This window comes from Streptomyces sp. NPDC094448 (assembly GCF_044763775.1).
Lineage (GTDB): Bacteria > Actinomycetota > Actinomycetes > Streptomycetales > Streptomycetaceae > Streptomyces.
On record NZ_JBIWGU010000002.1, the window covers coordinates 575,764 to 601,911 of the forward strand.

The 26,148-nt window shown below is 71.8% G+C and carries 26 protein-coding genes and 1 pseudogene; 8 read left to right on the forward strand and 19 right to left on the reverse strand.

Annotated elements, in window-relative coordinates; all coding sequences use genetic code 11:
- Window positions 1-56: 56 nt before the first annotated feature.
- Together ACIQ9E_RS05935 and ACIQ9E_RS05940 are read right to left on the reverse strand one after the other, a co-directional pair.
- Window positions 57-1,274 carry a methyltransferase domain-containing protein gene (locus ACIQ9E_RS05935; protein ID WP_403702534.1) on the reverse strand — a complete coding sequence of 406 codons (1,218 nt, stop codon included), beginning with the start codon at window positions 1,272-1,274 and terminating at the stop codon, window positions 57-59.
- Between the two features lie 68 nt (window positions 1,275-1,342).
- Window positions 1,343-2,587 carry an aromatic ring-hydroxylating dioxygenase subunit alpha gene (locus tag ACIQ9E_RS05940; protein ID WP_403702537.1) on the reverse strand — a complete coding sequence of 415 codons (1,245 nt, stop codon included), beginning with the start codon at window positions 2,585-2,587 and terminating at the stop codon, window positions 1,343-1,345.
- A 208-nt stretch (window positions 2,588-2,795) separates the two neighbouring features.
- Here ACIQ9E_RS05940 and ACIQ9E_RS05945 point away from each other — a divergent pair, with 208 nt between their 5' ends.
- Window positions 2,796-3,515, forward strand: a complete 720-nt coding sequence (locus tag ACIQ9E_RS05945; protein WP_403702540.1) for a class I SAM-dependent methyltransferase — start codon at window positions 2,796-2,798, stop codon at window positions 3,513-3,515.
- Window positions 3,516-3,602: 87 nt separating this feature from the next.
- Here the strand turns inward: ACIQ9E_RS05945 and ACIQ9E_RS05950 are convergent, their stop codons facing one another.
- From ACIQ9E_RS05950 to ACIQ9E_RS05960, 3 genes are all read right to left on the reverse strand, one after another.
- The gene (locus tag ACIQ9E_RS05950; protein WP_403702542.1) at window positions 3,603-3,860 is read right to left on the reverse strand and encodes an acyl carrier protein; all 258 of its coding nucleotides are present in this window, start codon (window positions 3,858-3,860) and stop codon (window positions 3,603-3,605) included.
- A gap of 39 nt (window positions 3,861-3,899) precedes the next feature.
- Window positions 3,900-4,856 carry an NAD-dependent epimerase/dehydratase family protein gene (locus ACIQ9E_RS05955; RefSeq protein WP_403702545.1) on the reverse strand — a complete coding sequence of 319 codons (957 nt, stop codon included), beginning with the start codon at window positions 4,854-4,856 and terminating at the stop codon, window positions 3,900-3,902.
- Window positions 4,857-4,930: 74 nt separating this feature from the next.
- On the reverse strand, window positions 4,931-5,368 hold the full coding sequence (locus tag ACIQ9E_RS05960) for a nuclear transport factor 2 family protein (protein WP_403702929.1): 438 nt from the start codon (window positions 5,366-5,368) through the stop codon (window positions 4,931-4,933).
- 195 nt (window positions 5,369-5,563) lie between these two features.
- Here ACIQ9E_RS05960 and ACIQ9E_RS05965 point away from each other — a divergent pair, with 195 nt between their 5' ends.
- From ACIQ9E_RS05965 to ACIQ9E_RS05980, 4 genes are all read left to right on the forward strand, one after another.
- Window positions 5,564-6,343: a cyclase family protein gene (locus tag ACIQ9E_RS05965; protein ID WP_403702548.1), complete on the forward strand. Its 780-nt coding sequence runs from the start codon at window positions 5,564-5,566 to the stop codon at window positions 6,341-6,343.
- Window positions 6,344-6,389: 46 nt separating this feature from the next.
- The gene (locus tag ACIQ9E_RS05970) at window positions 6,390-7,100 is read left to right on the forward strand and encodes a class I SAM-dependent methyltransferase (protein WP_403702551.1); all 711 of its coding nucleotides are present in this window, start codon (window positions 6,390-6,392) and stop codon (window positions 7,098-7,100) included.
- A 61-nt stretch (window positions 7,101-7,161) separates the two neighbouring features.
- A complete protein-coding gene (locus tag ACIQ9E_RS05975) occupies window positions 7,162-8,271 on the forward strand; it encodes a DegT/DnrJ/EryC1/StrS family aminotransferase (protein WP_403702553.1) in 1,110 nt (369 codons plus the stop codon).
- Window positions 8,272-8,318: 47 nt separating this feature from the next.
- A complete protein-coding gene (locus tag ACIQ9E_RS05980) occupies window positions 8,319-9,281 on the forward strand; it encodes a Gfo/Idh/MocA family protein (protein ID WP_403702932.1) in 963 nt (320 codons plus the stop codon).
- Window positions 9,282-9,320: 39 nt separating this feature from the next.
- Here the strand turns inward: ACIQ9E_RS05980 and rfbA are convergent, their stop codons facing one another.
- Window positions 9,321-10,196 (reverse strand): glucose-1-phosphate thymidylyltransferase RfbA, encoded by an 876-nt coding sequence (gene rfbA, locus ACIQ9E_RS05985; protein ID WP_403702555.1) that lies wholly within the window; start codon window positions 10,194-10,196, stop codon window positions 9,321-9,323.
- A 328-nt stretch (window positions 10,197-10,524) separates the two neighbouring features.
- Here rfbA and ACIQ9E_RS05990 point away from each other — a divergent pair, with 328 nt between their 5' ends.
- Window positions 10,525-11,238: a TetR/AcrR family transcriptional regulator gene (locus ACIQ9E_RS05990; RefSeq protein WP_403702558.1), complete on the forward strand. Its 714-nt coding sequence runs from the start codon at window positions 10,525-10,527 to the stop codon at window positions 11,236-11,238.
- A gap of 6 nt (window positions 11,239-11,244) precedes the next feature.
- Here the strand turns inward: ACIQ9E_RS05990 and ACIQ9E_RS05995 are convergent, their stop codons facing one another.
- The 5 genes and pseudogenes from ACIQ9E_RS05995 to ACIQ9E_RS06015 all read right to left on the reverse strand — a co-directional run bounded on the left by ACIQ9E_RS05995 (window position 11,245) and on the right by ACIQ9E_RS06015 (window position 15,116).
- Window positions 11,245-12,636, reverse strand: a complete 1,392-nt coding sequence (locus tag ACIQ9E_RS05995) for a hypothetical protein (protein WP_403702561.1) — start codon at window positions 12,634-12,636, stop codon at window positions 11,245-11,247.
- Window positions 12,637-12,819: 183 nt separating this feature from the next.
- A complete protein-coding gene (locus tag ACIQ9E_RS06000; RefSeq protein WP_403702564.1) occupies window positions 12,820-13,533 on the reverse strand; it encodes an OmpA family protein in 714 nt (237 codons plus the stop codon).
- Window positions 13,530-14,168 carry a hypothetical protein gene (locus tag ACIQ9E_RS06005; protein WP_403702567.1) on the reverse strand — a complete coding sequence of 213 codons (639 nt, stop codon included), beginning with the start codon at window positions 14,166-14,168 and terminating at the stop codon, window positions 13,530-13,532. Before ACIQ9E_RS06005 ends, ACIQ9E_RS06000 begins: the two co-directional genes overlap by 4 nt.
- 22 nt (window positions 14,169-14,190) lie before the next feature.
- A pseudogene (locus tag ACIQ9E_RS06010) lies at window positions 14,191-14,841 on the reverse strand (pilus assembly protein TadG-related protein); the annotation flags it as partial.
- 29 nt (window positions 14,842-14,870) lie between these two features.
- The gene (locus tag ACIQ9E_RS06015) at window positions 14,871-15,116 is read right to left on the reverse strand and encodes a hypothetical protein (protein ID WP_403702935.1); all 246 of its coding nucleotides are present in this window, start codon (window positions 15,114-15,116) and stop codon (window positions 14,871-14,873) included.
- Here ACIQ9E_RS06015 and ACIQ9E_RS06020 point away from each other — a divergent pair.
- Window positions 15,085-15,237 carry a hypothetical protein gene (locus tag ACIQ9E_RS06020; protein ID WP_403702972.1) on the forward strand — a complete coding sequence of 51 codons (153 nt, stop codon included), beginning with the start codon at window positions 15,085-15,087 and terminating at the stop codon, window positions 15,235-15,237. The two genes, ACIQ9E_RS06015 and ACIQ9E_RS06020, sit on opposite strands and share 32 nt — an antisense overlap.
- Before the next feature lie 354 nt (window positions 15,238-15,591).
- Here ACIQ9E_RS06020 and ACIQ9E_RS06025 read toward each other — a convergent pair whose 3' ends face one another.
- The 8 genes from ACIQ9E_RS06025 to ACIQ9E_RS06060 all read right to left on the reverse strand — a co-directional run bounded on the left by ACIQ9E_RS06025 (window position 15,592) and on the right by ACIQ9E_RS06060 (window position 23,579).
- Window positions 15,592-16,491 (reverse strand): DUF5936 domain-containing protein, encoded by a 900-nt coding sequence (locus ACIQ9E_RS06025; protein ID WP_403702570.1) that lies wholly within the window; start codon window positions 16,489-16,491, stop codon window positions 15,592-15,594.
- A 13-nt stretch (window positions 16,492-16,504) separates the two neighbouring features.
- Window positions 16,505-17,446 (reverse strand): type II secretion system F family protein, encoded by a 942-nt coding sequence (locus ACIQ9E_RS06030; RefSeq protein ID WP_403702573.1) that lies wholly within the window; start codon window positions 17,444-17,446, stop codon window positions 16,505-16,507.
- 193 nt (window positions 17,447-17,639) lie between these two features.
- The gene (locus ACIQ9E_RS06035; RefSeq protein WP_403702939.1) at window positions 17,640-18,983 is read right to left on the reverse strand and encodes a CpaF family protein; all 1,344 of its coding nucleotides are present in this window, start codon (window positions 18,981-18,983) and stop codon (window positions 17,640-17,642) included.
- 55 nt (window positions 18,984-19,038) lie between these two features.
- The gene (locus tag ACIQ9E_RS06040; protein WP_403702576.1) at window positions 19,039-19,746 is read right to left on the reverse strand and encodes a TadE family protein; all 708 of its coding nucleotides are present in this window, start codon (window positions 19,744-19,746) and stop codon (window positions 19,039-19,041) included.
- A 200-nt stretch (window positions 19,747-19,946) separates the two neighbouring features.
- Entirely contained in the window at window positions 19,947-20,459 is a 513-nt protein-coding gene (locus ACIQ9E_RS06045) for a TadE/TadG family type IV pilus assembly protein (RefSeq protein WP_403702580.1), read from the reverse strand.
- A complete protein-coding gene (locus ACIQ9E_RS06050) occupies window positions 20,456-21,709 on the reverse strand; it encodes a CpaE family protein (protein ID WP_403702583.1) in 1,254 nt (417 codons plus the stop codon). The genes ACIQ9E_RS06045 and ACIQ9E_RS06050 overlap by 4 nt, the downstream gene beginning before the upstream one ends.
- Window positions 21,710-21,716: 7 nt before the next feature.
- Window positions 21,717-22,430, reverse strand: coding sequence for a Flp pilus assembly protein CpaB (cpaB, locus tag ACIQ9E_RS06055; RefSeq protein WP_403702586.1), 714 nt, complete (start codon window positions 22,428-22,430; stop codon window positions 21,717-21,719).
- Window positions 22,431-22,670: 240 nt separating this feature from the next.
- The gene (locus ACIQ9E_RS06060; protein ID WP_403702942.1) at window positions 22,671-23,579 is read right to left on the reverse strand and encodes a hypothetical protein; all 909 of its coding nucleotides are present in this window, start codon (window positions 23,577-23,579) and stop codon (window positions 22,671-22,673) included.
- 748 nt (window positions 23,580-24,327) lie between these two features.
- On the opposite strand from ACIQ9E_RS06060, the gene ACIQ9E_RS06065 reads away from it, so the two are divergent.
- Complete coding sequence (locus ACIQ9E_RS06065) at window positions 24,328-26,022, forward strand: chitinase (RefSeq protein WP_403702589.1); 1,695 nt, start codon at window positions 24,328-24,330, stop codon at window positions 26,020-26,022.
- Window positions 26,023-26,148 lie beyond the last annotated feature (126 nt).

Sequence of the window (26,148 nt, forward strand, 5' to 3'; positions counted from 1 at the left end):
CGGCCGGCGTCGGGCCGGCGCTCGGCCGGCAGGGTCGGAACGGGAACGCGGGCCCGTCACACCACGCGGACGTCCGGGACATAGAGGATCCACTTGCCGCCCGACTCCCGGAACTGCTGCTCCTTGGCGATGATCTCCTCGGCGTGGTTCCAGGCGAAGAGCACGGCGTAGTCGGGGAAGGGGTTCTCGAACTCCTCCCGCGACCTGACCGGTATGTGCGAGCCCGGCGTCAGCCGCCCCTGTTTGTTGGGGGTGGTGTCGGAGATGAACGAGACGAGGTCGGGCCCGATACCGCAGTAGTTGGCCACGGTGGCGCTCTTGGCCGTGGCCCCGTACCCGACGACCGTACGGCCTTCGGCCCGCAGGGTGCGGAGCAGCGCGACCAGCTCGTCCCTGGCCCGCTCCACCCGGCCGACGAACCCCTGGAGGTTCGCCGGCTCCGACAGACCGCGCTCCCGCTCCTGGCTGAGCAGCTCCGCGACCGCCGGGGCGGGCGTGCGCCGCCCGGCGCGGGCGATGGTGTAGCGGACCTCGCCGCCGTGTACGGGCAGCCGCTCCGCATCGACCAGTTCGAAGCCGAACCGCTCGGCCATGGCGCTCACCGAGGAGACGGAGAAGAAGTAGTAATGCTCGTCGTAGATCTGGTCGAAGGCCCCGAGGTCGACGATATCGGCGAGGTACGGGTCCTCGAAGACGAACACTCCGTCCGGCGCGAGCAGCGCCTCGACCCCCTTGAAGATCGAATCCAGGTAGGGGATATGGCAGATCGTATTGGCGGCGTAGATGACCTGGGCGTGCCCTTCGGTCTTGCGGATATCGGCCGCCGTCGACTCCTGGAAGAACTCGGTGATGACGCGGATGCCCTGGCGGTGTGCCAGGTCGGCGACGCTCTGGGACGGTTCGACGCCCAGATGCCGGACCCCGGCCTCGGCGACGGTGCGGAGCATGACGCCGTCGTTGCAGCCCAGTTCGACCAGGAAGGCGTCCTTTCCGCCGAGTTCGGTCTCCAGGAAGTGCCGTGCGGTCGCCTCGAAATGCCGGCGCATCACGGAGGACCCGGAGGAGAGGTACGGATAGTGGGAGTTGAACATCAGATGGCGCGGTACTTCCTCGGTGAGCTGGACCATCGCGCAGTCACCGCACACGCCGACGGCCAGCCGGAAGAAGAACTCGTCGCCGAGGTACTCGGGATCCAGGAGTCCGCTGGAGAGCGGCTGCCGGCCGAAGTCCATGAACTCGTGCAGCCGACCGCGGCAGATCCGACAACTCAGCATGGTGGAAGCCCTCTCCTTGGTGTGGTGTGCGGCGATCGTTCTGATGTGCGCGGCTGCGGCCGACGGGTTCACAGGCCTCCCGGCCAGCCGTCGTCGCCGCGCAGCAGGGCCCTGGCGAGGCTCTGGTAGAAGGCCACCACGCCGGGTTCCTTGGGGCTCAGATGGCCACGGCCGGCGAAGCGCGATCCGACTGCGCGCTGGACGGCTTCGAGGCCGTCCCGGTCCTCGCGGTTGATCATGCCCGCGTACGATTCGGCGTTGCGGCGCATCTCGTCGAGGTCGGCGCCGTCCAGGGCGGCACGGGGTATGAGGATCCCGCCGCGGACCAGGGTCCGGTCGATCGACTGCGGGATCAGGCTGAGCCAGATGATCATTTCGCCGGCCGCGGCCAGACTCGCTCCGGGGAAGACGAAGAACCCGTACATATGGGCCTTCTCCTCGGCGGTCAGCGGCAGGGTGTAGGTCTCCAGCGGTTCGGTGAAGGGGATCAGCAGCCGCAGGGCCCAGGGGGAGTCGACCCGTACGTCCGTATCGGACCCACCGGGCGTCGACGGCTGGAGGGTCTCCGGGTGGAAGCCCATCACGTGGTAGTTCTCATGGGCGTTCTCGACGGCGATCTTCCAGTTGCAGGCCCACTCCTCGCTCCAGGACCCGAGCTGCGCCATATCGCCGAGCCGGTAGTTCGTGAGATCTTCCGAGATCCGGGCCAGCTGGGGGGTGAGGGGGGCGGCTTCCGCGTCGAGGTTCACGTACACGAAGCCGTGCCACTCCTCGACCGCGAAGGCGGGCAGCCGGCAGCGGGCGGGGTCGAAGTCGGGGTTCTTGCGCATATGGGTCGCGCCGATGAGCCGGCCGTCGAGTCCGTACCGCCACAGGTGGTACCGGCAGGTGAAGGAGTCGGCGGTGCCCGCGGTGCCGGGTTCGACGAGCGGCATCATCCGGTGCCGGCAGATCGGCGACAGGCCGTGCAGTACACCGTCCGCATCGCGGGTGACGACCACCTGCTCGCCCGCGACGTCGACCGAGACATAGCTGTTCGGTGCGGCGAGGTCGTCGCGGTGGGCGATGAGCACCCAGGAGCGGCCGAAGACCCGGGTGCGTTCGAGTTCGTACAGCTCGGGTGAGGTGAACGCCCGCGGCGGCAGGCTGAGCTGGGGTGCCAGGTCGAGATAGCGGCGCAGCTCGGCCAGGAGCGCGGCGGTCTCGGCGGACGGCGGCCCGGCGCGCTCACCACCACCGCTGCGGGGGCCGCCGCGCGACGTGCCCGGGTGCCTCTCGCCGGTGGTCCTGCCTGTGCTCACCTCTGTGCTCACGGAGGGACTCCAACCTGTGCCGCGGGTGCCTGGTCCCCCGACCGTGGCAAAGCGGAGTCGAACCCCGCTCGACAGCCCGCCCGGCCGCCCCGGCGGTCCCCGGCCCGCCGTATGTCCAGCCGGTCTCCGGTGTTCTTCTAGCGGCCCGCCCGACGATCGTTGCTTCCGGACCCCTGTCCCTGCCGGTCGTGTATCGAATGAGGTCGCCGTGTACGGAGCCGAACTCGCCGAGATCTACGAACTGATCCACCGAGGCCGCGGCAAGGACTATCTCCAGGAGGCGGCCGAGGTCGAGCGGCAGGTGAGGCAGCGCAGGCCGGAGGCCGCCACCCTGCTCGACGTGGCCTGCGGCACCGGAGCGCATCTGCGCTGCTTCGACGAGCTGTTCGACGAGGTGGCCGGTCTTGAGCTGTCCGAGCCGATGGCGCGCTTCGCTCAGGCGGCACTGCCTCATGTCCCCGTACACGTGGGCGATATGCGGGATTTCGAACTCGGCCGCACCTATGACGTCATCACCTGCATGTTCGGCTCCATCGGCTATCTGCTCGACGAGTCGGCGCTGGTGGGCGCGGTGCGCCGGTTCGCGCGGCATCTGCGTCCCGGCGGGGTGCTGGCGGTCGACCCGTGGTGGTTCCCGGAGACGTACCGGCACGGGCATGTCGCCGGGGGCACGGTGACCGTCGGGGAGCGGACCGTTTCACGGGTCTCCCATTCCGTACGGGAGGGGGCGGCGTCCCGGATGCAGGTGCACTATCTGGTCGCCGACGGTGCGTCGGGGGTACGGCACTTCCATGAGACGCACCTGATCGGCCTGTTCTCCCGGGAGCAGTACGAGGCCGCTTTCACGGCCGCCGGATTCGGCGTCGACTACCTTCCCGTCGAGCCCGCCGGCCGCGGACTCTTCGTCGGTGTCAGGTCCGCCGGCTGAGCGACCGACCGGCGGACCGGCGGACCCTGCCGGAGACGGAGAACGGGGGGACGGGGGCCAGGGAGGGGGACGGGACGGGCGGCGGATTCAGGGCTGCCGGTTCAGTTGTTCGTTGGCCTCGCCGAGGAATTCGTTCAGGGTCCGGATCCGGGTCTCCGCGTCCGGCATCCCGATCGCGTACTTCCGCTCGACGTGGCTGATCGCCTCCAGCAGGGCGAGTGAGTCGTACCCGAGGGCCGCCAGCTCCAGATCACCGACGTCGTCGGTTCTCGGATCGGCGCCCTCCGCCTCACCGGCGCACTGCCGGAAGATCTCGACCAGGTCGGGCAGGGTGAGTTCACTCATCGCACACACCTCTCAGCTCGTGGGGGATGACAACGCTCGTCAGCGGGGGCCGGGGGACGGGGGCCGGTCCCACGTCTCCCACATATCGCGCAGGGAGTCGCGCAGACCGATGGCGGGGCGCCAGCCCAGCACCCGTTCGGCATGGCGGATATCGGCCTTCGTCCAGCCGCCGCCTTTGCTCTCCACCGGTCCGCCGGTCTCCTTGATGGTGTCGGGCGGGAATCCGGCGACCTCGACGAGGGTCGTCACCAGCTCCCGCATCGTGGGTGCCGCACCGCGCCCGATGTTGAACACCGCGCCGGAGGCCGCCCGCTCCGCCGCCCGCAGGACCGCCGATGCGACATCGCGCACGTCGATGTAGTCACGTGCGGCGTCCGCGATCATCAGCTCCAGCCGCTCCCCCGGCGCCATCCCGCGGAGCCGGTGCAGTACGGCGCCCAGGAAGCTCGCCTCCGACGGATACGGTCCGCAGACGTTGACGGCGCGCAGCACGACACCGTCGACGTCCCCGGCGCGGGCCGCGTCCAGCACGGCCTGCGAACCGGCGAGTTTCGTCCGGGCGTACGGGGTGCTCGGATCCGTCGCCAGCGTTTCGTCGATGCTGGTGCCGGGCGGCACGAAACCGTACTCGTGGATACTGCCGATATGGACGACGCGCGGGCGCACCGGCAGCGTGGCGACCGCGGCGAGCATCCGGTCCACCAGCCGCACATGGGCGTGGTACATGGCCTCCTCGGTCACCGCCCAGCCGCCCGTGGCGTTGACCACGAGCCGCACTTTCCGCGATCCGAGGAGTGCGGCGATCTCCGCCGGTTCCGCCGCTGCCACGTCCAGCGCGACGAAGGGGTGTCCGGCGGCGTGCGGCGCGAGCTGCCGGGCCACGCCGATCACCTCGTGTCCCGCGCGGGAGAACAGCGCGCTCACCTGTCGTCCGATACCGCCGGTCGCGCCCAGGACGGCGACCGTTCCCGGCCGGATCACGTCACTCGGGGTCACCGCACCGTCCCTCTCCTCGCCGCCTCGGCCGCGCAGCCCTTCCCGGCTTTCCCCGGCTTTCCCCGGTCGCGGGGTCACGGCTGCCGGTCGTCACGCGTGACCCGGCGCTCACGCACCTTCAGTTCGCCGTCCACCCGGACCAGCACGTCGTCGCAGACGCACATCAGATGGAGCCGGGGGCTGCCGCCGCGGGGCGTGGCGACGATCTGCGCGTACGAACGGACGCTCAGTTCACCGTCGGCGCCGTGCTCGACCGACACCATGCTCAGCAGATGCCGGTGCACCTCGCCGGCCTCGGACAGCGCCGCGGCGGCCTTGTTGACCCCGGCGGCCAGGGCGTCCCGGCCCACGACCGGTTCCGGCAGCGAGGGCGGCGCGAACGAGCCGTCCTCGGTGAAGGTCAGCGCCCATCCCTCGCCGTCCCCGGCATCCAGCAGATGCATATGGCGGGCGTAGAACTGCTGCACTTCGGCGTAGACGGACTCGACCGACGACGAGATCCCCGTGGTCACTGCCATCGCGTCCTCCTCAGGCTGGTCCCGTTCGGATCCGAACAGGGGGTACCTGCGTACGATTCCCGACTCCGTTCGGCATCGGCTCGAACGCGACGCGCGGAAGCCGAGCGAACGTTGAGCGTTTCTCCGTTCGCACCGAGCACGATCTGCTCCGTCGGCGCAGGCGGTACGCATCAGCAGCGGGAGGTCCCTGTGCGGTTGATCGACCTGTCATCGGCGGTGGACGCCGCGTCCTACGAACCCGATCCCGTCGTCCACGAGGTGCTGTCGCCCCGGCAGGGTGCGGAGCATATGAGCGCGGAGATGCGGACGCACTTCGGCATCGAGTTCGACCCGGACGAACTGCCGGACGGGGAGTTCCTCTCCCTCGACCGGCTGACCCTGACCTCGCATACCGGCACACACGTCGACGCGCCCTCGCACTACGGCTCCCGGGCCGGGTACGGCGACGGCGTACCGAAGCACATCGACCGGATGCCGCTGGAGTGGTTCTGCCATCCGGGCATCGTGCTCGACCTCACCGACGCGCCGACCGGTGCCGTCGGCCCGGAACGGCTGGAGAAGGAGTTCGGCCGGATCGGGCGCACCCCGGAGCCGCTGGACATCGTCCTGCTGAACACCGGGGCCTCGGCACGGGCGGGCACCCCGGAGTACTTCACCGAGTTCGCCGGGCTGGACGGGCCGGCCGTGGAGCTGCTGCTCGATCTGGGGGTACGGGTCATCGGGACGGACGCGTTCAGCCTGGACGCCCCGTTCACCGACATCATCGACCGCTACCGGCGCACCGGTGACCGCTCGGTGCTGTGGCCCGCCCACTTCACCGGCCGCGACCGGGAGTACTGCCAGGTCGAGCGCCTGGCGAACCTCGATGCCCTGCCCGCGCCGTACGGATTCACCGTCGTGTGCTTCCCCGTGAAGATCGCGGGCGCGGGCGCGGGCTGGACCAGGGCGGTCGCCATGGTCGACGAGTGACCGGGCGCCCTTCGACCGACCTCGACCGACCTCGACAGGAGGGCAGATGTACGGACAGGAGCTGGCGGAGGTCTACGAGATCTTCTACCGCAGCCGGGGCAAGGACTGGCCGGCGGAGGCCGCCGCCGTCACGGAGCTGGTGCGGACGCGGTGTCCGGAGGCGGATTCCCTGCTCGACGTGGCGTGCGGCACCGGGGCCCATCTGGAGACGTTCGCGACGCTGTTCAAGCACACCGAAGGCGTGGAGATCGCGGAACCGATGCGGGAGCTGGCGCACCGGCGGCTGCCGGACGTGACCGTGCACCCGGGCGATATGCGCGCCTTCGACCTCGGCCGCACCTTCGACGCGGTCGTGTGCATGTTCTGCGCCATCGGCTATCTGGGCACGGTGGCCGAGCTGCGGGACGCGGTGCGGTCGATGGCCCGCCATCTGCGGCCGGGCGGTGTGCTCGTCGTCGAACCGTGGTGGTTCCCCGAGGACCATGCCGAGGGCTATGTCGCGGGTGACCTCGGCCGGGAGAACGGCCGTACCGTGGCCCGGATCTCGCATTCGACCCTCCAGGGCCGCGCGACCAGGATGGAGGTGCGCTTCCTGGTCGGCGACCGCGACGGCATCAAGGAGTTCACCGAGATCGACGTGCTCACCCTCTTCACCCGGGACGAATACCTCGCGGCGTTCACCGACGCGGGGTGCACCGTCGAGTACCTCCCCGGCGATCCGACCGGCCGCGGTCTGTTCGTCGGCGTACGGCAGTGAGCCCCACGGGACAGCCGCAGCCGGACACATCCCCGAGACGAGCGGAGACAGTGACTCGCCCATGACCACTTACGTATGGGACTACCTGCGCGAGTACGAGAACGAGCGGGACGATATCCACGACGCGATCGAGACCGTGCTGCGGTCGGGGCAGCTCGTGCTCGGCGCCAGCGGGCGCGGTTTCGAGGAGGAGTTCGCCGCCTACCACGGAGCCGGGCACACCGTGGGCGTCGACAACGGCACCAACGCGCTCAAGCTGGGACTCCAGGCGATCGGCGTGGGTCCGGGCGACGAGGTGATCACCGTCTCCAACACCGCGGCGCCGACCGTGGTGGCCATCGACTCGGTGGGGGCGACGCCCGTCTTCGTCGACGTCCACCCCGATACGTACCTGATGGACGTCGAGCAGGTGGCCGCCGCCGTCACCCCGCGCACCCGGTGCCTGCTCCCGGTGCACCTCTACGGCCAGTGCGTCGACATGACCGCCCTCCAGGCCGTGGCCGACGAGCACGGGCTGCTGGTCTTCGAGGACTGCGCGCAGGCCCACGGCGCCCGCCGCCACGGACAGCTCGCCGGCACCTGGGGCGCCGCTGCCGCGTTCTCCTTCTACCCCACCAAGGTGCTCGGGGCGTACGGCGACGGCGGCGCCGTCCTCACCTCCGACCCGGAAGTGGACGCCAACCTGCGCCGGCTGCGCTACTACGGCATGGAGGAGCGGTACTACGTCGTCCGCACCCCGGGGCACAACAGCCGCCTGGACGAGCTGCACGCGGAGATCCTCCGCCGCAAGCTGCGCAGGCTCGACACCTATCTGGAGGGGCGGCGCGAGGTGGCCCGCCGCTACGCCGAGGGGCTCGCCGACACCGATCTGGTGCTGCCGTCGATCGCGCCGGGCAACGACCACGTCTACTACGTCTACGTGGTCCGCCACCCGCGGCGCGACGCCATCATCGAGGCCCTGAAGAGCTATGACATCTCGCTGAACATCAGCTACCCGTGGCCGGTCCACACCATGACCGGCTTCGCCCACCTCGGATATGCCACCGGATCCCTGCCGGTCACCGAGACGGTGGCCGACGAGATCTTCTCGCTGCCGATGTACCCCGCGCTGGACCCTGCGGTGCAGGACAAGGTCATCGGCGCGCTCCACGATGTACTGGCGGCGCTGTGAGCCCTGTCCCCACCGGGCGGGACGGTACGGCGGGCGGCCCGGTGCGCATGGGGGTGCTCGGCTGCGCGGACATCGCGCTGCGCCGGATGCTCCCGGCCATCGCGGCGGCCGATTCGGCCCGGCTCACCGCGGTGGCCAGCCGTGATGCCGCCAAGGCGGAGCGGGTCGCGGCGCGGTTCGGCTGCGCCGGTGTCCAGGGCTACCGGGCACTGCTGGAGCGGGACGACATCGACGCGGTGTACGTCCCCCTCCCGCCCGCACTCCATTTCGAGTACGTGGCCGAGGCGCTGCTGGCGGGCAAGCACGTGCTGTGCGAGAAGCCGCTCTGCACGACCCGGGCGGAGGCCGCCGAACTGATGGAGCTGGCGCGGCGGCAGCACCGGACCCTCGCCGAGAACTTCATGTTCCTGCACCACTCCCAGCACACCGCTGTCCGGTCGCTCGTCGACACGGGGGCCATCGGCGAACTGGAGGTCCTGTCGGGTTCGTTCGGGGTGCCCCCGCTGGACCCCGCCGGGTTCCGGTACGCCCCCTCACTCGGCGGCGGCGCGCTGCTGGACGTCGGGGTGTACCCGCTGCGGACGGCCCAGCTGTATCTGTCCGGCGAGCCCGAGGTGCTGGCGGCCACCCTCCGGGTGGACGAAGCGACGGGCGTGGACGTCGCGGGTACGGCCCTGCTGTGCGCCCCCGACGGCGTCGCGGCACAGCTCGAATTCGGCTTCCGCCACTCCTACCGGTCGCGCTACGCGCTGTGGGGCAGTGCGGGGCGGCTCTCGGTCGAGCGGGCCTACACTCCGCCGGAGCAGCTCAAACCGGTGGTCCGGCTCCAGCAGCAGGACCGGTTGACGGAGCTGGCGCTGCCCGCGGACCACCAGGTGCGCAATGCGCTGGCCGCATTCGCCGCGGCCGTCCTCGCCGGCCGGCACGGTCCGGTCGGCGAGGACGAATCGCTGCTCCAGGCACGGCTGGTCGAGGACGTCCGGAAGGTCGCCAGGATCGTCACCGGCTGATCCGCCGCGGCCCGCGGGCCCCGGGCCTGCCCCCGGGCCTCAGGCCCGCAGCTCCTGGGCGATGGACATGACGTACTGCCCGTAGCTCGACCCGCGGGCCTCCTCGCCCAGCCGGTGGCAGGCCTCGGCGTCGATGAACCCCATCCGCAGCGCGATCTCCTCGATGCACGCGATACGGCACCCCTGCCGCTCCTCCAGTGTGCCCACGTACTGGCTGGCCTGGAGAAGGGATTCCGGTGTGCCCGTGTCGAGCCACGCGAAACCGCGGCCCAGGTCGACGAGCCTGGCCTCGCCCTGTTCGACGTAGCACCGGTTCACATCGGTGATCTCCAGCTCTCCCCGGGCCGACGGTGCGATCTCCCGGGCGAAGCCGACCGCCCGGTCGTCGTAGAAGTACAGGCCCGTGATGGCCCGGTTGGACCGCGGCCGTACGGGCTTCTCCTCGATGGAGACGAGCCTGCCCTCGCTGTCGGCCTCACCGACCCCGTACCGCTGCGGATCGTGCACCGGGTAGCCGAACAGCACACAGCCCTTCACATCCTGGGATTCCCGCGCCAGCACATCGGAGAAGCGGGGACCGTGGAAGATGTTGTCCCCCAGGATCAACGCGACCGTGTCCGTGCCGACATGGCCGGCGCCGATGAGCAGGGCCTCGGCGATACCGGCCGGTTCGGCCTGCTCCGCATAGCTGAGGTTCATTCCGAGCCGGGAGCCGTCACCGAGGAGGGTACGGAAGCGCGGCAGGTCGTGGGGCGTCGCAATGACCAGGACATCCCTGATGTCCGCCAGCATGAGAATCGACAGCGGATAGTAGATCATCGGCTTTCCGCCGACGGGCAGCAATTGTTTGGATACCGCGTGGGTAATCGGATAGAGCCTGGCTCCGGCGCCACCGGCCAGCACGATGCCTTTCACCAAGACCACCTTCCAGAACGGAACGGTCCTGAACGCTCCTCGACGCCCTGCGCCCAGGAAATAAACCCTCTTCCCCGGCGAACTCCCGGGAAAGCAGTGTTGCCGGGGGTCCTCGCAGCGACCTCAAGCGCCACTCGCGGCTTTCGCACCCGGCGGACCTGCTGCGGCACGGATCGCGGTAGGCCGATTGAGCCCGGCACGAGGCGCGGTGGAGCCCTCCCCGGAAAGGCGACGAAATCAAGGACGGACAGCACCCCGACTCGGCAATTGTGAAATATCCGAGGGCACACCGTTTCCCGTTCCCTTTCCGGGAATTACCATGACGTGCATGACGAGCCGTGCGGGAAAGAATGCGGAGACCGGTGGCAGCAGAGGTGTCGTCCGCACGCTCGAACTGCTGTGGGACATGGGCCCGCGCGCCGTCCGCGGGCCGAGGCCGGGGCAGACACTGGACCGGATCGTCGAAACAGCCGTCCGGATCGCGGACGCGCACGGTCTGGACGCCGTCTCGATGCGCAGGATCGCCGCGGAACTGGGCATCGGCACGATGTCGCTCTACCGGTATGTGGCGGGCAAGGACGAGTTGGTCGATCTGATGCTGGACCGCTGCCGGTGGACGGGCGACTGCACGGACGCCCCGGGCGCGGACTGGCGCACCGTCCTGGAGTGCCTCGCCCGCGAGGGCCTCGCCCGGTGCCGGCGCCATCCCTGGCTGCTCCGGGCCGACCGGTCCCGCCCGGCGCCCGGCCCGGCCGGTGCCGGCGGCAGGGAGAAGGTGATCTCCCGGATCAGACCCATGGGGCTGCCCGACCCCGAACTGGTCTCGGTGGTCGTCATGATCGACTCCTATGTCACCGGGGCCGCCCGGATCCAGGACACCGCAGCTCCCGGCCGGGCCCCCGCGACGGCCCCGCCCTCCGGGGAATCCCGCGGCCCGGACGTCGACCACTTCGAGTTCGGGCTGAAACGGATCCTGGACGGGCTGGAGGCGTTCGTCGAACGCTCGGCCGGCGCGACCGGGGGCGGCGCCCGGGGAGCCTGACGGAAGCTAGTTCCAGGGGGACGGGCCGGGCGCGGTGCGGGCGAGGGAGCGGCGCAGCAGCACGGTCCAGGCGACCAGTCCGATCAACAGCGCGGTCCCCAGGCCGAAGGCGGCGAAGGCGACCGTCCGCAGGGTGTCCCGGCGGTCGCTCTCCTGTGCGGTCAGCCCGGTCCCGGCGGCCCTGCGGTCGGCGGCCGTGACGCCGAATCCCGCGGCGACCGGATCGCCCGCGTACGGCGGCGCGGGCCGGGCGGAGCCGGTGACGGCGACGCGGAGCGTCACCCGCTCGGCCGCCCCCGTACCGCCGTCGCCGTCGCGGGTCAGCCGGACGTAGTACCAGCCGGAGAAGCGCATCGCGCCGGTCTCGTTCCGGCCGGACGTCCGGTTGCCGAAGGCGACGGGGGCGGTGGTCAGGGCGAGCGCCCGGCCGGGACGGGCGCCGTCGGCATCGGCGTCGGCGTCGCGGACGAAGCCGCGGGCCGGGTTGAAGACCGTCATCCGCAGTCCCGCGCCGGACGTCCGCCCGCCGAGGGAGGCCCCGAGGCGGAGCTGCTGGCCCCAGTCCACCGGCATCCGGTAGAACCGGGTCTCCCCGGGGGCCAGTTCGTCCTGCCAGACGCCGTGGCCGGTGGCGGGGGCGTCGTTGAAGCCGGAGCCGCCGGAGGCGGTCCTGGCGGTGCCGGAGGGCAGGGCGGAGGTCCCCTGGCCGGAGGAGCCGGCGGGAGCGGGGACGTCCTCGCCGTCCCGGAGTCCGGGCTCCAGCATGAAACGCAGCTCCGTCGGCAGGCCCCGGGTGCCGGACCCGGCGTCCCCGGCCGTGTCCGGGCCGGCGCCGGGGCCGATGCCCTCGACGGCGTACTCGTACACCCCGGCCTCCTGGCAGGCGCGCCCCGGGCCGATCCGCCGGGTCGCGTAGTCGGCGACGGGCCGGGCGACGGAGCCGTCGAAGGTGATGTCGGTACCGTCGCTGCACTCGGTGCCGCCCTGGGACTTCAGGGTGATCCGGATGCCTTCGGACGCGGTGACCCGGGTCCCGGGCGGTGGGGCGAGCACCGCCGACACATAGGCGCTGGAGGTGCCGTCGAGCCGGATCCGGTACGTCTTCCGCTCCCCCGCCGAGATGTCGTCGAGGTACGTCCCGGGGGTCAGCAGGGGCCCTTCGCCGGTGGTGGCGCCGGTGACGGGGCGGGCGTCGCGGGCGGTTTCGTACGGCTCCGCGGCCTCCGCGGACCGGGCGGCCCGGGTGTCGGCGGCGGCCGGGGCCGGGACGGACACCGACACGGCGGCGGAGAGGAGCAGCGCGGCGGCTTTCCGTACGAACCCCGGTGCCGGGGCGCGCTCCGGGCGCGCACCCATCGCCACCGCCAACACCATCGCCACCGCCCGGCCCGGCCCCATCCGTCCGCCCCTCAGCCCACTCGGTCGACGACCGACATCTCCGCCAACAGCTCCCCGGGCCCGGCGTGTTCGGCCGGGCGACCGGCCCGCAGCGTACCCGCGGACCGGCTCGCCTTCGAATGTACGGCCGGACGGGCCCGCCCCGCGCCCCCGGGTCCGGTCACGGGGTCCCCGGCGGGCCGCCTAAGCCGTACCGTCCCCGGAACCGACGGAACCGGCGGAACCACCGGAATCGCCGGAGCCGGTGCCGGTGGAATCGGTTCCGGTGGTGGTCCGGGAGCCCGTCGGGAAGGTGATCTCGACCCGGCGGTTCTTCCGGCGGCCCTCCTCCGTGGCGTTGTCGGCAATCGGGAAGTCCTCGCTGTAACCGCGGACCTCGTAGACGATGTTCGGGTTGTTCAGCTGCCGGCTCAGCACCCCGTGCACGGCCTCGGCGCGCTCCTTGGAGAGCTTCAGCCCGTGTTCGTACGTCCCGAGGTCGTCCGTGAAGCCGAAGACCCGGATCTTGCCGGGCCGGTTGCGGCGGATCTCGTTGACGATCGCCGCCATCCGGCCCGCGGACTGCGCGGTGAGGACGGCGCTGTCCTTGCCGAACAGCACTTCGGCCTGGAGCGCGAGGGTCAGCGAGGTGGTGGTCTCCTCGCGCCGCTCCTCACCGCCCTCGGTCTCGACGATGGACACGATGTCGAGGACGCGCGGGGCGGCGAGGGTGGCGCCGTCGCGCATCTTCAGCCCGGGGTCGTCCGGATCGACCTTCGGCGGCTCCGCGGCGCCCGGGGCGGCGGGTGCGCCCGGGGTCTCGTCGGCCGTGGCGGCGGGCCCCGCGGTGAGCTGGACCCCGCTGACCAGCAGCAGTACGGCGAGGGTGACGGCGGCGGGGCGGGCCGGGCGGTTCATGACAGCCCGATCGTCGCGGTCGGCATCAGGGGCAGCAGGACCTCGACGGATTTGGTGGCGGCCGGAGGCGCCGGGTACTGGGCGAAGAAATCGAGGCTCTCCCCGGGCTGCATGGTGCTGAGGCCGGTGGTGGTGAGGGGGTTGCCGCCGGTGTCGCGGAGCACGTAGTAACGCTTCTTGCCCGCCTTGTCGACCAGGGTCATGCCCGCCAGTGACGGTCCGGTCTGCTTGACCTCGGTCTCCTGGCCGCTCCACTGGGTGGGGGCGAACTGCGATTTCCCGCCGGTGTTCCTGATGGCACCGGTGAGCGTGAGATAGCCGCCGCTGTCGCGTTTCGCCGAGGCATAGGTCACCTCGAAGCCGTTGCTGCCCTTGATGGTCGCCAGAGGTGCCTGGTCGCCGCCGTCGCCGCCCGGGGTGCCGGTCTCGCCGGTCGTGCCGGTCGTGCCGTCCTGGGAGCCGGACTGCTCCGAACTGCTGCCCGCCGGTGCCGGGTCCGAGCCCTTGCGGTCCGGTTCGTCGGTGCCGCCGAGCCCGCACGCGGTGAGGGAGAACAGCAGCGCCGCGGCGGCCAGGGCCGCGGCGGAGGCCTTTCGGGCGGTTCTCGGGGACTGTGCTCCGTGCCGGGTCCTCATCAGTGCTTTCCTTCATGTCGGTTCACGGTCGGTCGTCGGCGAGCCGTACGGTGAAGAGGTCGGACATCGCCGGAAAGTCGTCGGGACGTTCGGGGTCGAGCGTGAAATCCCCGTCGTCGCAGTGGAGTTCCCCGATCGGGGGCGGTTCGGGCGGCTCCTCGCCCTCGCCGGGCGGTGTGCTCGCGGACGGGTCTCCCGGACCCTCGGGCGGCTCCGGGGAGGGCGAGGGGGCGGGAGCCGGGTCGAAGGTGCACCGGGGTTCCACGACGGCCGTGGCGGACTGCCGGGCGCGGGCGCTTCCGGTGCCGGGGACGACGGTGTCGCCGACCGGGTTCGCGGAGAGCGCCTGGACAAAGAAGCCCCAGCGCCCGTCGCCGAGCGGGCCGCACTGCTCGATGGTGGCCTTGTTCCGCTCGGCGAGCGCGGCGGCGGCGTCGCAGGCGGCTCCGGACGGGCCGGTGAAGTCCCCCTCGAAGATCCTGCGGAGCAGGTCCGGGTCGAGGGGCAGGGTCCAGAGGTCGTCGCCGATCCGGTCCCGGGACTCCTGCGCGGCGGCCAGCGCGGCGGCGTCGGCAGCCGACTGCGTACCGCTGCGGACGGCGCCCGCCTGGCCCACCACGAAGAACGCCAGCGCGGCGAAGAGGACCAGGGCCACCATGGTGATGTAGAGGGGGGCCGCCTGGCCCCGGTCGCCCGCTCCGGCTACTTCCCGCCGCCGGTGTTCAGCACCCGCTGCACCTGTGACCTCAGACCGTTGGCGATATCGTCGCCCACGCCCGAACCGGCCACCGCGGCGATGATGATCGCCACCAGCACGATCACACCCACGTACTCCACCGCGCCCTGGCCCCGGTCGCGCCGTTCCCTCAGCGCGTCGGCCCTCGTGGCCGTCCAGGCGGCAAGGTGCACCCGGGCCTTGGCCAAGGCCTTCAGCGTCACGTTCGACATCGTCTTCCCCTTCGGCGCCGACGGCGGCACGACACCCGCCCGGCTCGTACCGGTCCATGAGGCCACCCGCCGTGACGGCTTCCTCGCGGTCCGTGCGGACGGCCTCGCGAGCACTGTATGACGCGGCGATACGGTTGCGAAGGGGGCCTGGGCACCAACATCCCGCCAGGGGCCCGAGTTGGGGAAACAAAGACGATTTTCGGCCGTCGGCGGAGACGGCCTCGGGCGGCGGCCCGGCCGGGGGCTCCGAAGGCCGGGCGGGAACCCGCCGGAACGCTGCTGTCACGGGGTCCCCCTCCCGACTGCCCGGTCCGGTCGCCGCGGTGGTGCGCGGACCGCCGGACGGCCCGGGGTCCGCCGTCGAATGTCCCACATCGGATTGCGAAAGCAAAGACTCTCGGGCCAACTCGCCGCGGATTCGGGACTCGTTCACCGCCGCAGCCTCCTCCCGTACTGGTCGGGCTCGGGGTCCGGGTCAGCCGCCGAGGACATCGGCGAAGTCCACCCCGGAGCCGTAGTAGAAGCTCATCACGATCAGGATCATCGTGGCCGGAAGCATGATCAGGGTGACCACGAGCGTGGCCTTGGGGATGGCCCGGGCCGCGTCCCGGCGGGCGTTCTGGGCATCCGTACGGCGCATGTCGTTGGCGATCTGGATGAGTGTCTCCACGATCGGGGCACCCAGCTCCTCGCCCTGCTGGAGCGCGGTGACGAACATCGACACCTGCTCGCTGTCGTTGCGTCTGCGCAGTTGGTCGAAGGCCTCGCGGCGGCTGACGCCCATGTCCATCTGGCGCAGGGTGATCCGGATCTCGTCGGCCCACGGCCCCCGGTACTTGTCCGCCACCCGCTCCAGCGCCTGCCGGAACCCGAGCCCGGCGGAGACGACGACCGCGAGGACGTCGAGGAAGTCGGGGAGCGTGCGCTCGATATCGGCGCGGCGGCGGCGGATCGCGGCCCGGATGATCACATCGGTCCAGGTGAGCCCGAAGAGGAGGGCGAGGACCGCGACCAGGTATTCGCCGCGCAGCAGCATCGAGAGGGCGGCGAGCAGCCCGAGGCCGCCGTAGACGGCGCGGCGGGCGGCGTAGCGGTCGACGGTCAGCCCGCCGGGGTTGCCCGCGGCGTCCAGCCGCCGCCGCAGCGCGTCGACCCGTTTGGGGCCCATGGCGTTGAGCACGGCGGCGGCGTAGCGCATGCCGAGCCGGTCGATTCCGGAGCCGACGGCGGTGGTGCGGGTGGCGCCGACCTCCAGGGCGAGGACGAGGTCCCCGGGGAGTCTGGCGTCGGCGCGGTACATGCGGATGCCGTGGAAGATCCCGTACACCGACAGTCCGAGGAGTACGGCGAGGAGCAGTCCGGACAGTTCAGCCATCGTATTACCCCTTTCAGACCTGGATGCGGGAGATCCGGCGGATCAGCAGCCCGCCGAGGACGTAGAGGCCGACGGCGACCAGGGTGGCGGTCTGGCCGACGAAGGAACCGGTCATCTCGTCGAGGGCGCCCGGCGACATGCCGTTGATCATGAGCAGGAAGCCGAAGCCGAGGAGGGGGACGGCAAAAGCGGTCACTTTGATCTGGGAGAGCATCGTGGTGACCTCGCGGCGGGTCTCCTTCCGCTCCTCCAGTGTCTGGGTGAGGTTCCGCAGCGAACTGACGACCTGGCCGCCGGCCCGGTTGGCGAGGACGAGGGTGGTGACGAGGACGACGAGTTCCCGGGAGGGGAGGCGTTCGCCGAGTTCGGCGAGGGCGTCGTCGAGGCTCTGGCCGACCGAGAGCCGGTCGGCGACCAGTCCGAGTTCGGCGCCCGCCGGATCGTCGAGTTCGTCGGCGGCCATGGCGAGGGCGGTACGGAGCGCGAGCCCGGCCTGGGTGGCGTTGGCCAGCACCCGGGCCAGTTCGGGGAGCTGGTTGATGAACGCCTCGGTGCGCCTGGCCTGCTGCCAGCCGAGGAAGGATTCGGCGCCCCAGAGTGCGGCGAAGGCGGCGAGCACCCCGAAGAAGGGGGTGAAGACGGCGGCGACGACCGCGTAGACCAGGACCAGGAGGGCGGCGGTGGCCGCCACGTACTCACCGGGGGTGAGGTCGAGTCCGGTCGTCCTGATCCGGCGCTCCAGTCCGCGGCCGAACCGGGTCCGGCGGATCCGGCGGTCGAGGCCGGGGAACCGGCGGCGCCGGCCGGAGCTTTCGGGCGGTGGTCCGGTCTGGGACATGCGCTCGACGAGGGCATGGAGCTGGGCCCGGCCGGCCGACCAGTAGTGGACGCCGACCACCCCGGCCACGCCCGCGAGCAGGACGGCCGCGAGGCTGAGGAGCGGGAGGGTGTTCATCGGGGGCGGGCACCTTCTGCGTCGACGGGAAGGGGAACGGGGGCGGGAGCGGCGGGGGCGGGGCCCCGGCCCCGGGCGGGGTCCCGGCCGGGCTGCGGGTACCCGCCGGGCTGCGGTCGTCCGCCGGGCTGCCGGTGTCCGCGGAACCGCTCACGGCCGCGCCGCGGCGGCCCGGTGTCGTACCGGATCGGCATCACAGGGTCCGCGTCTCCCGCACGGCGAGCTGCGCCACGCTGTCCGCCACGCCGAACACCAGCGGGAGCACCTCGTTCCGCAGATGGAGCCGCTCGGCGACCCGGCGCGGCACCGGGTGGTAGACGAACCGGCCGTGCACCCGGCCGTCGGCCGACATGGGCAGGGCCTCGAAACGGCAGACGGAGACGATCCGGTACTCCTCCCGGCCGAAGGAGTCGACCACGGCGATCTCGGTGACCCGGCGGGAGCCGTCGGCGTGCCGGGTGAGCTGGACGATCACATCCACCGCGCTGTTGATCTGGTCCTTGATGGCGAGGAAGGGGATCTCGACCTCGGACATCGAGGCCAGGGTCTGGAGCCGCATCAGCGCGTCCTCGGCGCTGTTGGCGTGGACGGTGGCGAGGGAGCCGTCGTGGCCGGTGGACATCGCCTGGAGCATGTCGAGGGTCTCGCCGCCGCGGACCTCTCCCACGATGATCCGGTCGGGGCGCATCCGCAGGGAGTTGCGGACGAGGTCGCGGATGGTGATCCGGCCCTTGCCCTCCACGTTCGGCGGCCGGCTCTCCAGGGTGATCACATGGCTCTGCTGCAACTGGAGTTCGGCCGAGTCCTCGATGGTGACGATGCGCTCGCCCTCGGGGATCAGTCCGGAGAGGGTGTTGAGGAGGGTGGTCTTGCCGGTGCCGGTGGCCCCGGAGACGATCACATTGAATTTGGCGCGGACGAATCCGGCGAGCAGCAGGGTCATCTGCTCGTCCAGCGAACCGGCGCCGATCAGCTCGGCCAGGGTGAAGGCACGCGGGAAGCGGCGGATGGTGAGGATGGGGCCGCTGAGGGAGAGCGGGGGGATGATGACATTGACCCGCTCGCCGGACGGGAGGCGGGCGTCGACCATGGGGTTGGCCTCGTCCACCCGGCGGTTGACGGTGGAGACGATGCGTTCGATGGTCTGCATCAGCTGTTCGGTGGAGGAGAACCGCATCGGCAGCAGTTCCAGCCGGCCGGCGCGCTCGACATAGACCTGCTCCGGGCCGTTGACCATGATTTCGCTGACCGAGGCGTCTTCCAGCAGCGGTTCGAGGATGCCGAGGCCGAGGGCTTCGTCGACGACGCGCCGGATGAGGCGGCTGCGTTCGGCGGTGGAGAGCACCGGGCCCTCGCGGCTGATGATGTGCCCGAGGACCCGCTCCAGCCGGTTCCGGCGGTCGGCCGCGGCGAGGGCGGACATCTCGGCGAGGTCGATCTCCTCCAGCAGTTTGGCGCGGTAGACGGCGACGAGCCGGTTGACCTCACCCCGGCCGTCGGCCGGTTCGGGGCTGCTGATGCGCGCCCGCAGGCTCATGTCTGTCAACTCCCAGGTGGTACGGGTGGATCCAGGGGTACGGACGGGGGGCTGGTCAGTCGCAGGGCATGGTCACGGTCCTCACGGCCGGGTCGAAGTCGAAGACCGGCAGCAGCGACGGCACCTCGACGACGGCGGTCACGGAGACCTCGTCGTCCTCGCCGGAGCAGCCGCCGGGGTCGAAGCGGGCGCCGTCCGCCAGCCAGCCGCTGATCGCCGCCCGGCCGGCCGCTGGGCCGCGTCCGGTGCCGTCCGGGGTGGCCTCGGTCCGGGCGGCGGTGCGGGCGGCGGTGCCGGCCTGCTGGGCGGTGTAGGCGACGAGCCCGATCTGGATGGCGGCGAGCGCGACGAAGACGAGGAGGGAGAGCACCCCGGCGTACTCGACGGCGGCCTGTCCGCGGTCCCGCACGACCCGGCGGCGCCCGGCCCGGCCCCGGGCCGGAGCCGGTTCGGCGGCACCGTCACCCGCCCGGGGCCCGCCCGGGATCCGGGCCGGAACCCCGTCGCCGGCAGGACCGCTCCCCCGGCGCCCGCGCCGGAGCCGGGCCGGAGCCGGTTCGATACCGCCGTCACCCGCTCGGGGTCCGTCCGTGAGCCCGTCGACGGCGGGACCACGCGCCCGGCGCCCCCACCGGACCCGGTTCCGGTCACCGGGGCCGGTACGGAAGACGGAGCGGGTACGGAAGACGGGGCCGGTACGGAAGACGGGGCCGGTGGGCCCGCCGGAGCCCGTACGGCCGTCCCGGCCCGGATGCCCGTCCACGGACCCCGCCGCGGGCGGGTCGCCCGGCTCCGCGGGGCGACGACCCGGTCCGGGAGCCCCGCCCGCAGGCGGGGGACCGCTCGGCAGGCCCCGTTCCGTTCCGGCGGTCCGGCGCGGGCCGGCGGCCGGGCCGGTGGTCCGCCGTGGGCCCACCGGGCCCACGGGGCCCGCGCCGTCCCCGGCCGGAGGCCGTCGCGTGGTCATCGGTCGCTCCGTTCGTCGAGGGCCGCGCCGTCTCCGGAGACCGGGATCGGGAGGTCCGCGCCGCCGGGGAAGAAGGCCGGGACGCGGAGCCGTACCGTCGCCCGGTACAGCTCCCCGTCCGTACGGCAGCTGATCTCGGCGCCCTGCCAGTTGCCGGGCAGGGTCCGGCGGGCCGCGTCCGCGCAGGCGGACCCGCCGCCCACGGCGCCGGCCCGCGCCGCTTCGTCGGCGGCGTTCCCGGCGAGGGAGAAGGTGTAGCCGGTGAGGGCCGCCTGCCAGAGCAGCCCGATGGTCAGCAGGATCACCGGAATCGTGCCGGTGAACTCGATGACCGCCTGGCCCCGGTCGCCGTACCGCCGTACCGCCCCGGCCAGGGCCCGGACCGTTCCGCGCGCCGTCCCCGGGCGGTCGGAGCCGTACCGCAGCAGGCGTCGCGGCCGCCCCAGGCCGTACCCCGGCCGGGATCGCGGCCGCCCCCGGCCGTCCCGCCCCGCCCGGCGGGCTGTCACCTCGACCGCCCCCGCCGCAGTCCGATCGACCCCCGGTCGCCCCGGAGGCGGCCCGTCTTCTGCGCCACCGCCTCCTCCGGCACCCGGACCAGGCCCAGTTCACCGGCGAGCGCCCACAGGGCCTGCTTCACCGCCGACCGGGCCTCCAGATCCTGCATCCGGCCCGCGTCGATCACCGGCTGCAGCTCCTTGAAGCCCGCGGGCACCGTCGAGCGGGCGACCCGGGTCCCGGTGATCCTCTCGATCAGCGGCGGCTGGATCTCGGTGGCCCGGGTGTGCCGGTTGACCACCACGACGGTCTCCTCGGCCTTGCGGATCTGGAGCCGATCCCAGAGCCGGACCATCCGCTTGGCGCCGCGTACCGCGACCACGTCCGGCGTGGTCACCAGCAGGGTCGTATCGGCCGTCTCGACGGCCGCCGCGTTGGCCCCGGTCATCTGGGTGCCGCAGTCGACGACCACGATCTCGTGGCGTCCGCGCAGGGCGTGCAGGATCTGGCGTACGGCCCGGTCCCCGACGTCCTCGCCGCGTTCGCCCTCGGCGGGGGCCAGCAGCAGCCCCAGGCCGGTCTGGTGGGCGAAGAGGGCGTCCTGGAGGACCCGGGGCGAGATGTCCTGGATGGCGGCCAGGTCGACGATGGAGCGCCGGAACTGGACGTCGAGATACGAGGCGACGTCCCCGGACTGGAGGTCGAGGTCGACCAGGGCGACGGTACGGCCGGACGCGCGGGCCGCCAGCGCGAGCTGGACGGCGGTGACGGTCGTCCCCACCCCGCCCTTGGCCCCGCTGACGGTGACGACCCGCCCGCCGGGTCCGGCGACGAGTTCCCCGGCGTGCCCGAGATGCCGCCGTACGCCGGTGGACCAGCCGGCCGCCGACTGCACGCGCTGGGCGAGTTCGTCGTACGACAGCGGCAGCCCGATCAGCCCGCGGGCACCCGAGTCCATCGCGGCCGAGTAGAGCCCGGGGCCCGCGTCGACCGTGACGAGGACGACGCCGACGGCCGGGAAGCGCAGCCCGATCTCCCGGATCAGCTCCAGCGCCGGGACCGGGCCGATCCGCTCGTGGACCAGCACCACTTCGGGCAGTTCGTCGAGGGATTCGGCGGCGAGCCGGGCCAGCAGGTCGAGCAGGCTCCCCGAGTCCGCGACCGGGAGCGCGGGTTCGGCGCCGGGGAGTTGGCTCAGCAGGGTGGTGAGGGCCCTGGCCGCGTCCGGATCGCCGACGGCCGGGAGGATGCGTGTGGTCATCCGGCACTCACCTGTTCTTGTCTTCGTCGAGGGTGTACGTGCTGTCGCCGGGCCTGAGTGCCCCCGGGCCGCCCTTGGCGAGGAGCGCGAGCCGGACGTTCTCGGCGAACGACTCGGCGTAGGCGACGCGCTGGGCGTCGGCGGTGTTCAGGGCGAAGGTGATCGGCACGGCCTCACGGGCCGCGTCCCGGCGTTCGTCGCCCTTGGCGGTGATCGGGGTGAGCCGTCCGACGTCGATGACCCGGGCGCGGGAGACGATGATCCGGGACTCGTCGGGGTCGCTCTCCCGGCGCCCCTCGAAGGTGGCGAAGATATTCACCAGATCACCGGGGGTGATCTTGCCGGCGACTCCGGTCGCGGCGTCCACCATGATCGCGATCTCCTGTTCGCCGGGTGCCAGCGCGGGCCGCTTGACGATCATGTCCTCCTGGAGGAGGGAGCCTTTGCGGAGGGTGGTGACGGCGATCCGTCCGCCGATGCCGTCGAGATCGGTGACGGCGCTGTCCGAGAGCCAGCGTTCGGGGATGCTGGTCTTCTCGAACTGGTCGGCGCGGAGCGCGGAGTAGGGCGCGATCTCGGTCTTCACCCGGTACGCGGTCACTTCGGGACCGACCTTGGAATTCACATCGCCGATCACGGCGATCACGCCGGCAAAGGCCGCCAGGGCGCAGAGGACCGAGATCGTGAGCAGGATGACGCCTCGGCGTTGGCGTGAATTCATGGGCTGGGGAACCTCGTTCGCTGAAAGGACGGCAGAAAGGTACGGCGGACGGGAAGGGGCGCGGCATACCGGACGGGACGGTCGCGGGCGGGACGGTGGGCGGGACGGTCGCGGGCAGCACGGTCGCGGGCGGCGGACCGGGGGCCCGGGCCGGACCGGGCGGCGTGCAGGAGACCGGCGGGACCATCGGGTCCGCCGGCCCCTCGCACGGACGGTCCTGCTCCGGGCAGGCCTGCGGGGTCAGCCCGCCGGTGTTCCATGGCCCAGGACACCGGAAGGAAGGAACCGACCCCGGTCGGGCTGTTGAGCACCGCCGGGAGCACCGAGGCCACCAGGGCCACCGGGTGGGAGGGACGCGACGGGCACGGCGGCGGCGGGCGCGGCGCAGAATCCGCAGAGGTCGCCGATGAGTTCGATACCGCACCAGGAACACGCTTCCCGCCGGACGGACGAGACGAGTTGGTACAGGATGGCGATATCGGGCAGGAAGGCGGCGAACTCCACCAGTTTGGGCGTGCCCCACCATCCGGGCGACGCGGCGGGCAGCGGCACCTCGTCGACGCCCTGCGCCTGCCAGTGGGGTGCCAGCGTGCCGTTGACCCAATCCGACTGGGCCTGGCCCCGGGCGAGCACCATCCGGGTGGCGAAATCGGGTCCGGTGAGCAGCGGCGTGTCGGACTGTCCGCCCGAGCCGACTCTGATCAGTTCGGGGGCGGGGCTCGCCAGTACGGCGAACTGGGCCCCGGGCACCCATGATTTGGCGTGCGACTTCAGCCCGACGGGGACCCGGTCGAGCTTGGCCACGGAGTGCAGCAGCGCCCCGGCGTGGACGTAGTGCGACAGCAGCCGCGCGGCGGAGGCGACGACTCCGGGGCCGAAGTCGCAGATCGACAACTGGCGGAGCTGGCGGACGACGACGGCGGTGGCGAGCGGCGGGAGGTCCAGTTTGACCAGCGCCAGCCGGTGGCTCTCCAGCATGGACCTGACGGTGTACAGCCGGCGCTCATGGGCGACCGGAAGGGAGGCGGGGTACGCCACGACGACATGGCCGTACTGCTCCAGAAGTAATCCGGCCGCCCGGACGGCGTCGTCGAGCGGAGCCTCGTCGGGGGACGGGAGCTGCGCCGCCGTCGGCGTATGCGCGTCCATGGGCGGTAGCACCAGATCTGCGCTGGTGACAGCTATTGCGGTCGGCACGCTGGTTCCCCGTTCGACAACGGTCGACGGGGGTCCGTGACCGCGGTTCCGTACTGCCTGCTGCTCCTGCATCAGCACTTTAGCCACGAGGCGGGGGCCAGAGAACACCCCGCCGGAACTCACCGCCCCGCCCCGAGCACGCTCCGCTCAGGACACGGCCGTACGAATGGCGGCATTACGGTACCGATCCACCGGCTCCGGTCCAGCTCGGGGCCCCGGACCGCCCGGCGGACCCGGGCGGTGCCCCACGGCAGAAGGTCCCCTCCGGCGCAAGGGCCGTTCGGCCCCGGTCCCGGCCGCCCGTCGTGGATTCGGCCGAAAATCGCCCCCGGAGGGACGGGACCCGGCCGGTCGCGCGCGGGGCGGCCGGGGCGGGCGGGATCGACGAATCGCTGACAGAGGTCTTGACAACCCGATTGGTCTGGACCAGTTTTACGCCAACGGCGGATTCGCCGCCCGCACAGCGGCACCACCGTTCCTCCCTGTGTTCACGTGTTCGGCCCGTTCGCCCCGGGTCCTGCCCGGCGGCCGAGCGGTCTCCCCCCGTTCCCGCTGCGTTCCCTCAGGTCTCACCGCCCCCTGTTACCCCGGTCCACCTGATCCCCACCTGATCACCCGGCTTCCCCCACCCGGATCCCCCCACCCCACGCACCGGCACCGTCCAAGTACCTCCAACCCCCACACCTTCCGGAGGCAGTACGTGGTATCCACCAGACGTCCGCGCAAATGGCTCGGAGCGACCCTGGCGCTGGCCGTCGGCGCCGGTCTCACCGTCCTCGGCGCCGCGGGCCCGGCGCAGGCCGCCGATATCAACAACGCCAAGAACCCGGGCTTCGAGACCGGACTGGCCAACTGGAGCTGTACCGGAGGCAACGGCTCGGCCACCTCCACCCCGGTCCGTACCGGCGCGGGCGCCCTCAAGGGCACCCCGGCGGGCCAGGACATCGCGCGGTGCAGCCAGACCGTCGCGGTCAAGCCCAACTCGACGTACACCCTGAGCGCCTATGTCCAGGGCAGCTTCGTCTATCTGGGCGCCACCGGCACCGGCACCACCGACGTGTCCACCTGGTCGCCCGGCGGGACCGGCTGGAACCAGCTCTCCACCACCTTCCGCACCGGCGCCTCCACCACCTCGGTGACCGTCTACACCCACGGCTGGTACGGCCAGTCCGCCTACTACGTCGACGACTTCAGCGTCTTCGGCCCCGACGGCGGCGGTGGCGGCGAGGAGCCGCCCGTGATCCCGGCTGTCCCGGCAGGCCTGGCCGCGGGCTCGCCGACCACCACGACCGTCCCGCTGAGCTGGAACGCCTCGCCGGGCGCCACCCAGTACCACGTGTACCGGAACGGGACGAAGGTCCAGACGGTCGCCTCGACCTCCACGACCATCTCCGGGCTGACCCCCAACACCCAGTACAGCTTCACGGTGTCGGCCGCCAACACCGCGGGCGAGTCCGCGGTCTCGTCCCCGCCGGTGAACGTCCGCACCCTGCTGGAGGACGTCATTCCGCCGGTGCCGCGGCACGCGGTGACCGGTTACTGGCAGAACTTCAACAACGGCGCGACGGTGCAGAAGCTGCGGGACGTCAGCCCGCAGTACGACATCATCGCGGTCGCCTTCGCGGACTCCACGACCACGCCCGGCGAGCTGACCTTCAACCTCAGCTCCGCACTCGGCTACGCCAATGTCGCCGAGTTCAAGTCGGACATCGCGGCCAAGAAGGCGGCGGGCAAGTCGGTCATCATCTCCGTCGGCGGTGAGCTGGGCAACGTCACCATCAACAGCGACGCGTCCGCCACGGCCTTCGCCAACAGCGCCTACGCACTGTTCCAGGAGTACGGCTTCAACGGCATCGACATCGACCTCGAACACGGCATCAACTCGACCTATCTGACCAAGGCGCTCCGCCAGCTCTCCGCCAAGGCGGGCCCGCGGATGGTCCTGACGATGGCCCCGCAGACCATCGACATGCAGTCGACCGGCACCGAGTACTTCAAGCTGGCGCTGGCGGTCAAGGACATCCTGACGGTCGTCAACACCCAGTACTACAACAGCGGTGCGATGCTCGGCTGTGACGGCCGGGTCTACTCGCAGGGGTCGCTGGACTTCCTCACCGCCCTCGCGTGCATCCAGATCCAGGGCGGTCTCGACCCGTCGCAGGTCGGCATCGGGGTCCCGGCCTCCCCGCGGGGCGCGGGCGGCGGCTATGTCTCGCCGTCCACGGTGACCGCGGCGCTCGACTGCCTCACCAGGCTCACCAACTGCGGCACCTTCCGGCCGGCCCAGGCCTGGCCGGGCCTGCGCGGCGCGATGACCTGGTCCATCAACTGGGACGCCACGGCCGGCAACGCCTGGTCCGGCGTCGTCGGACCGCATGTCGACGCCCTTCCGTAACACCTGTCCTTCCGTGACACAGCAGCATCCGGTCCTTCCGTAACACCGCCCGACCAGTCGTACCGACCGTCCAACCCCACGCCGAAGGTCGTACGACAACCAGCGGCAGCGCCACCGACCTGTCCC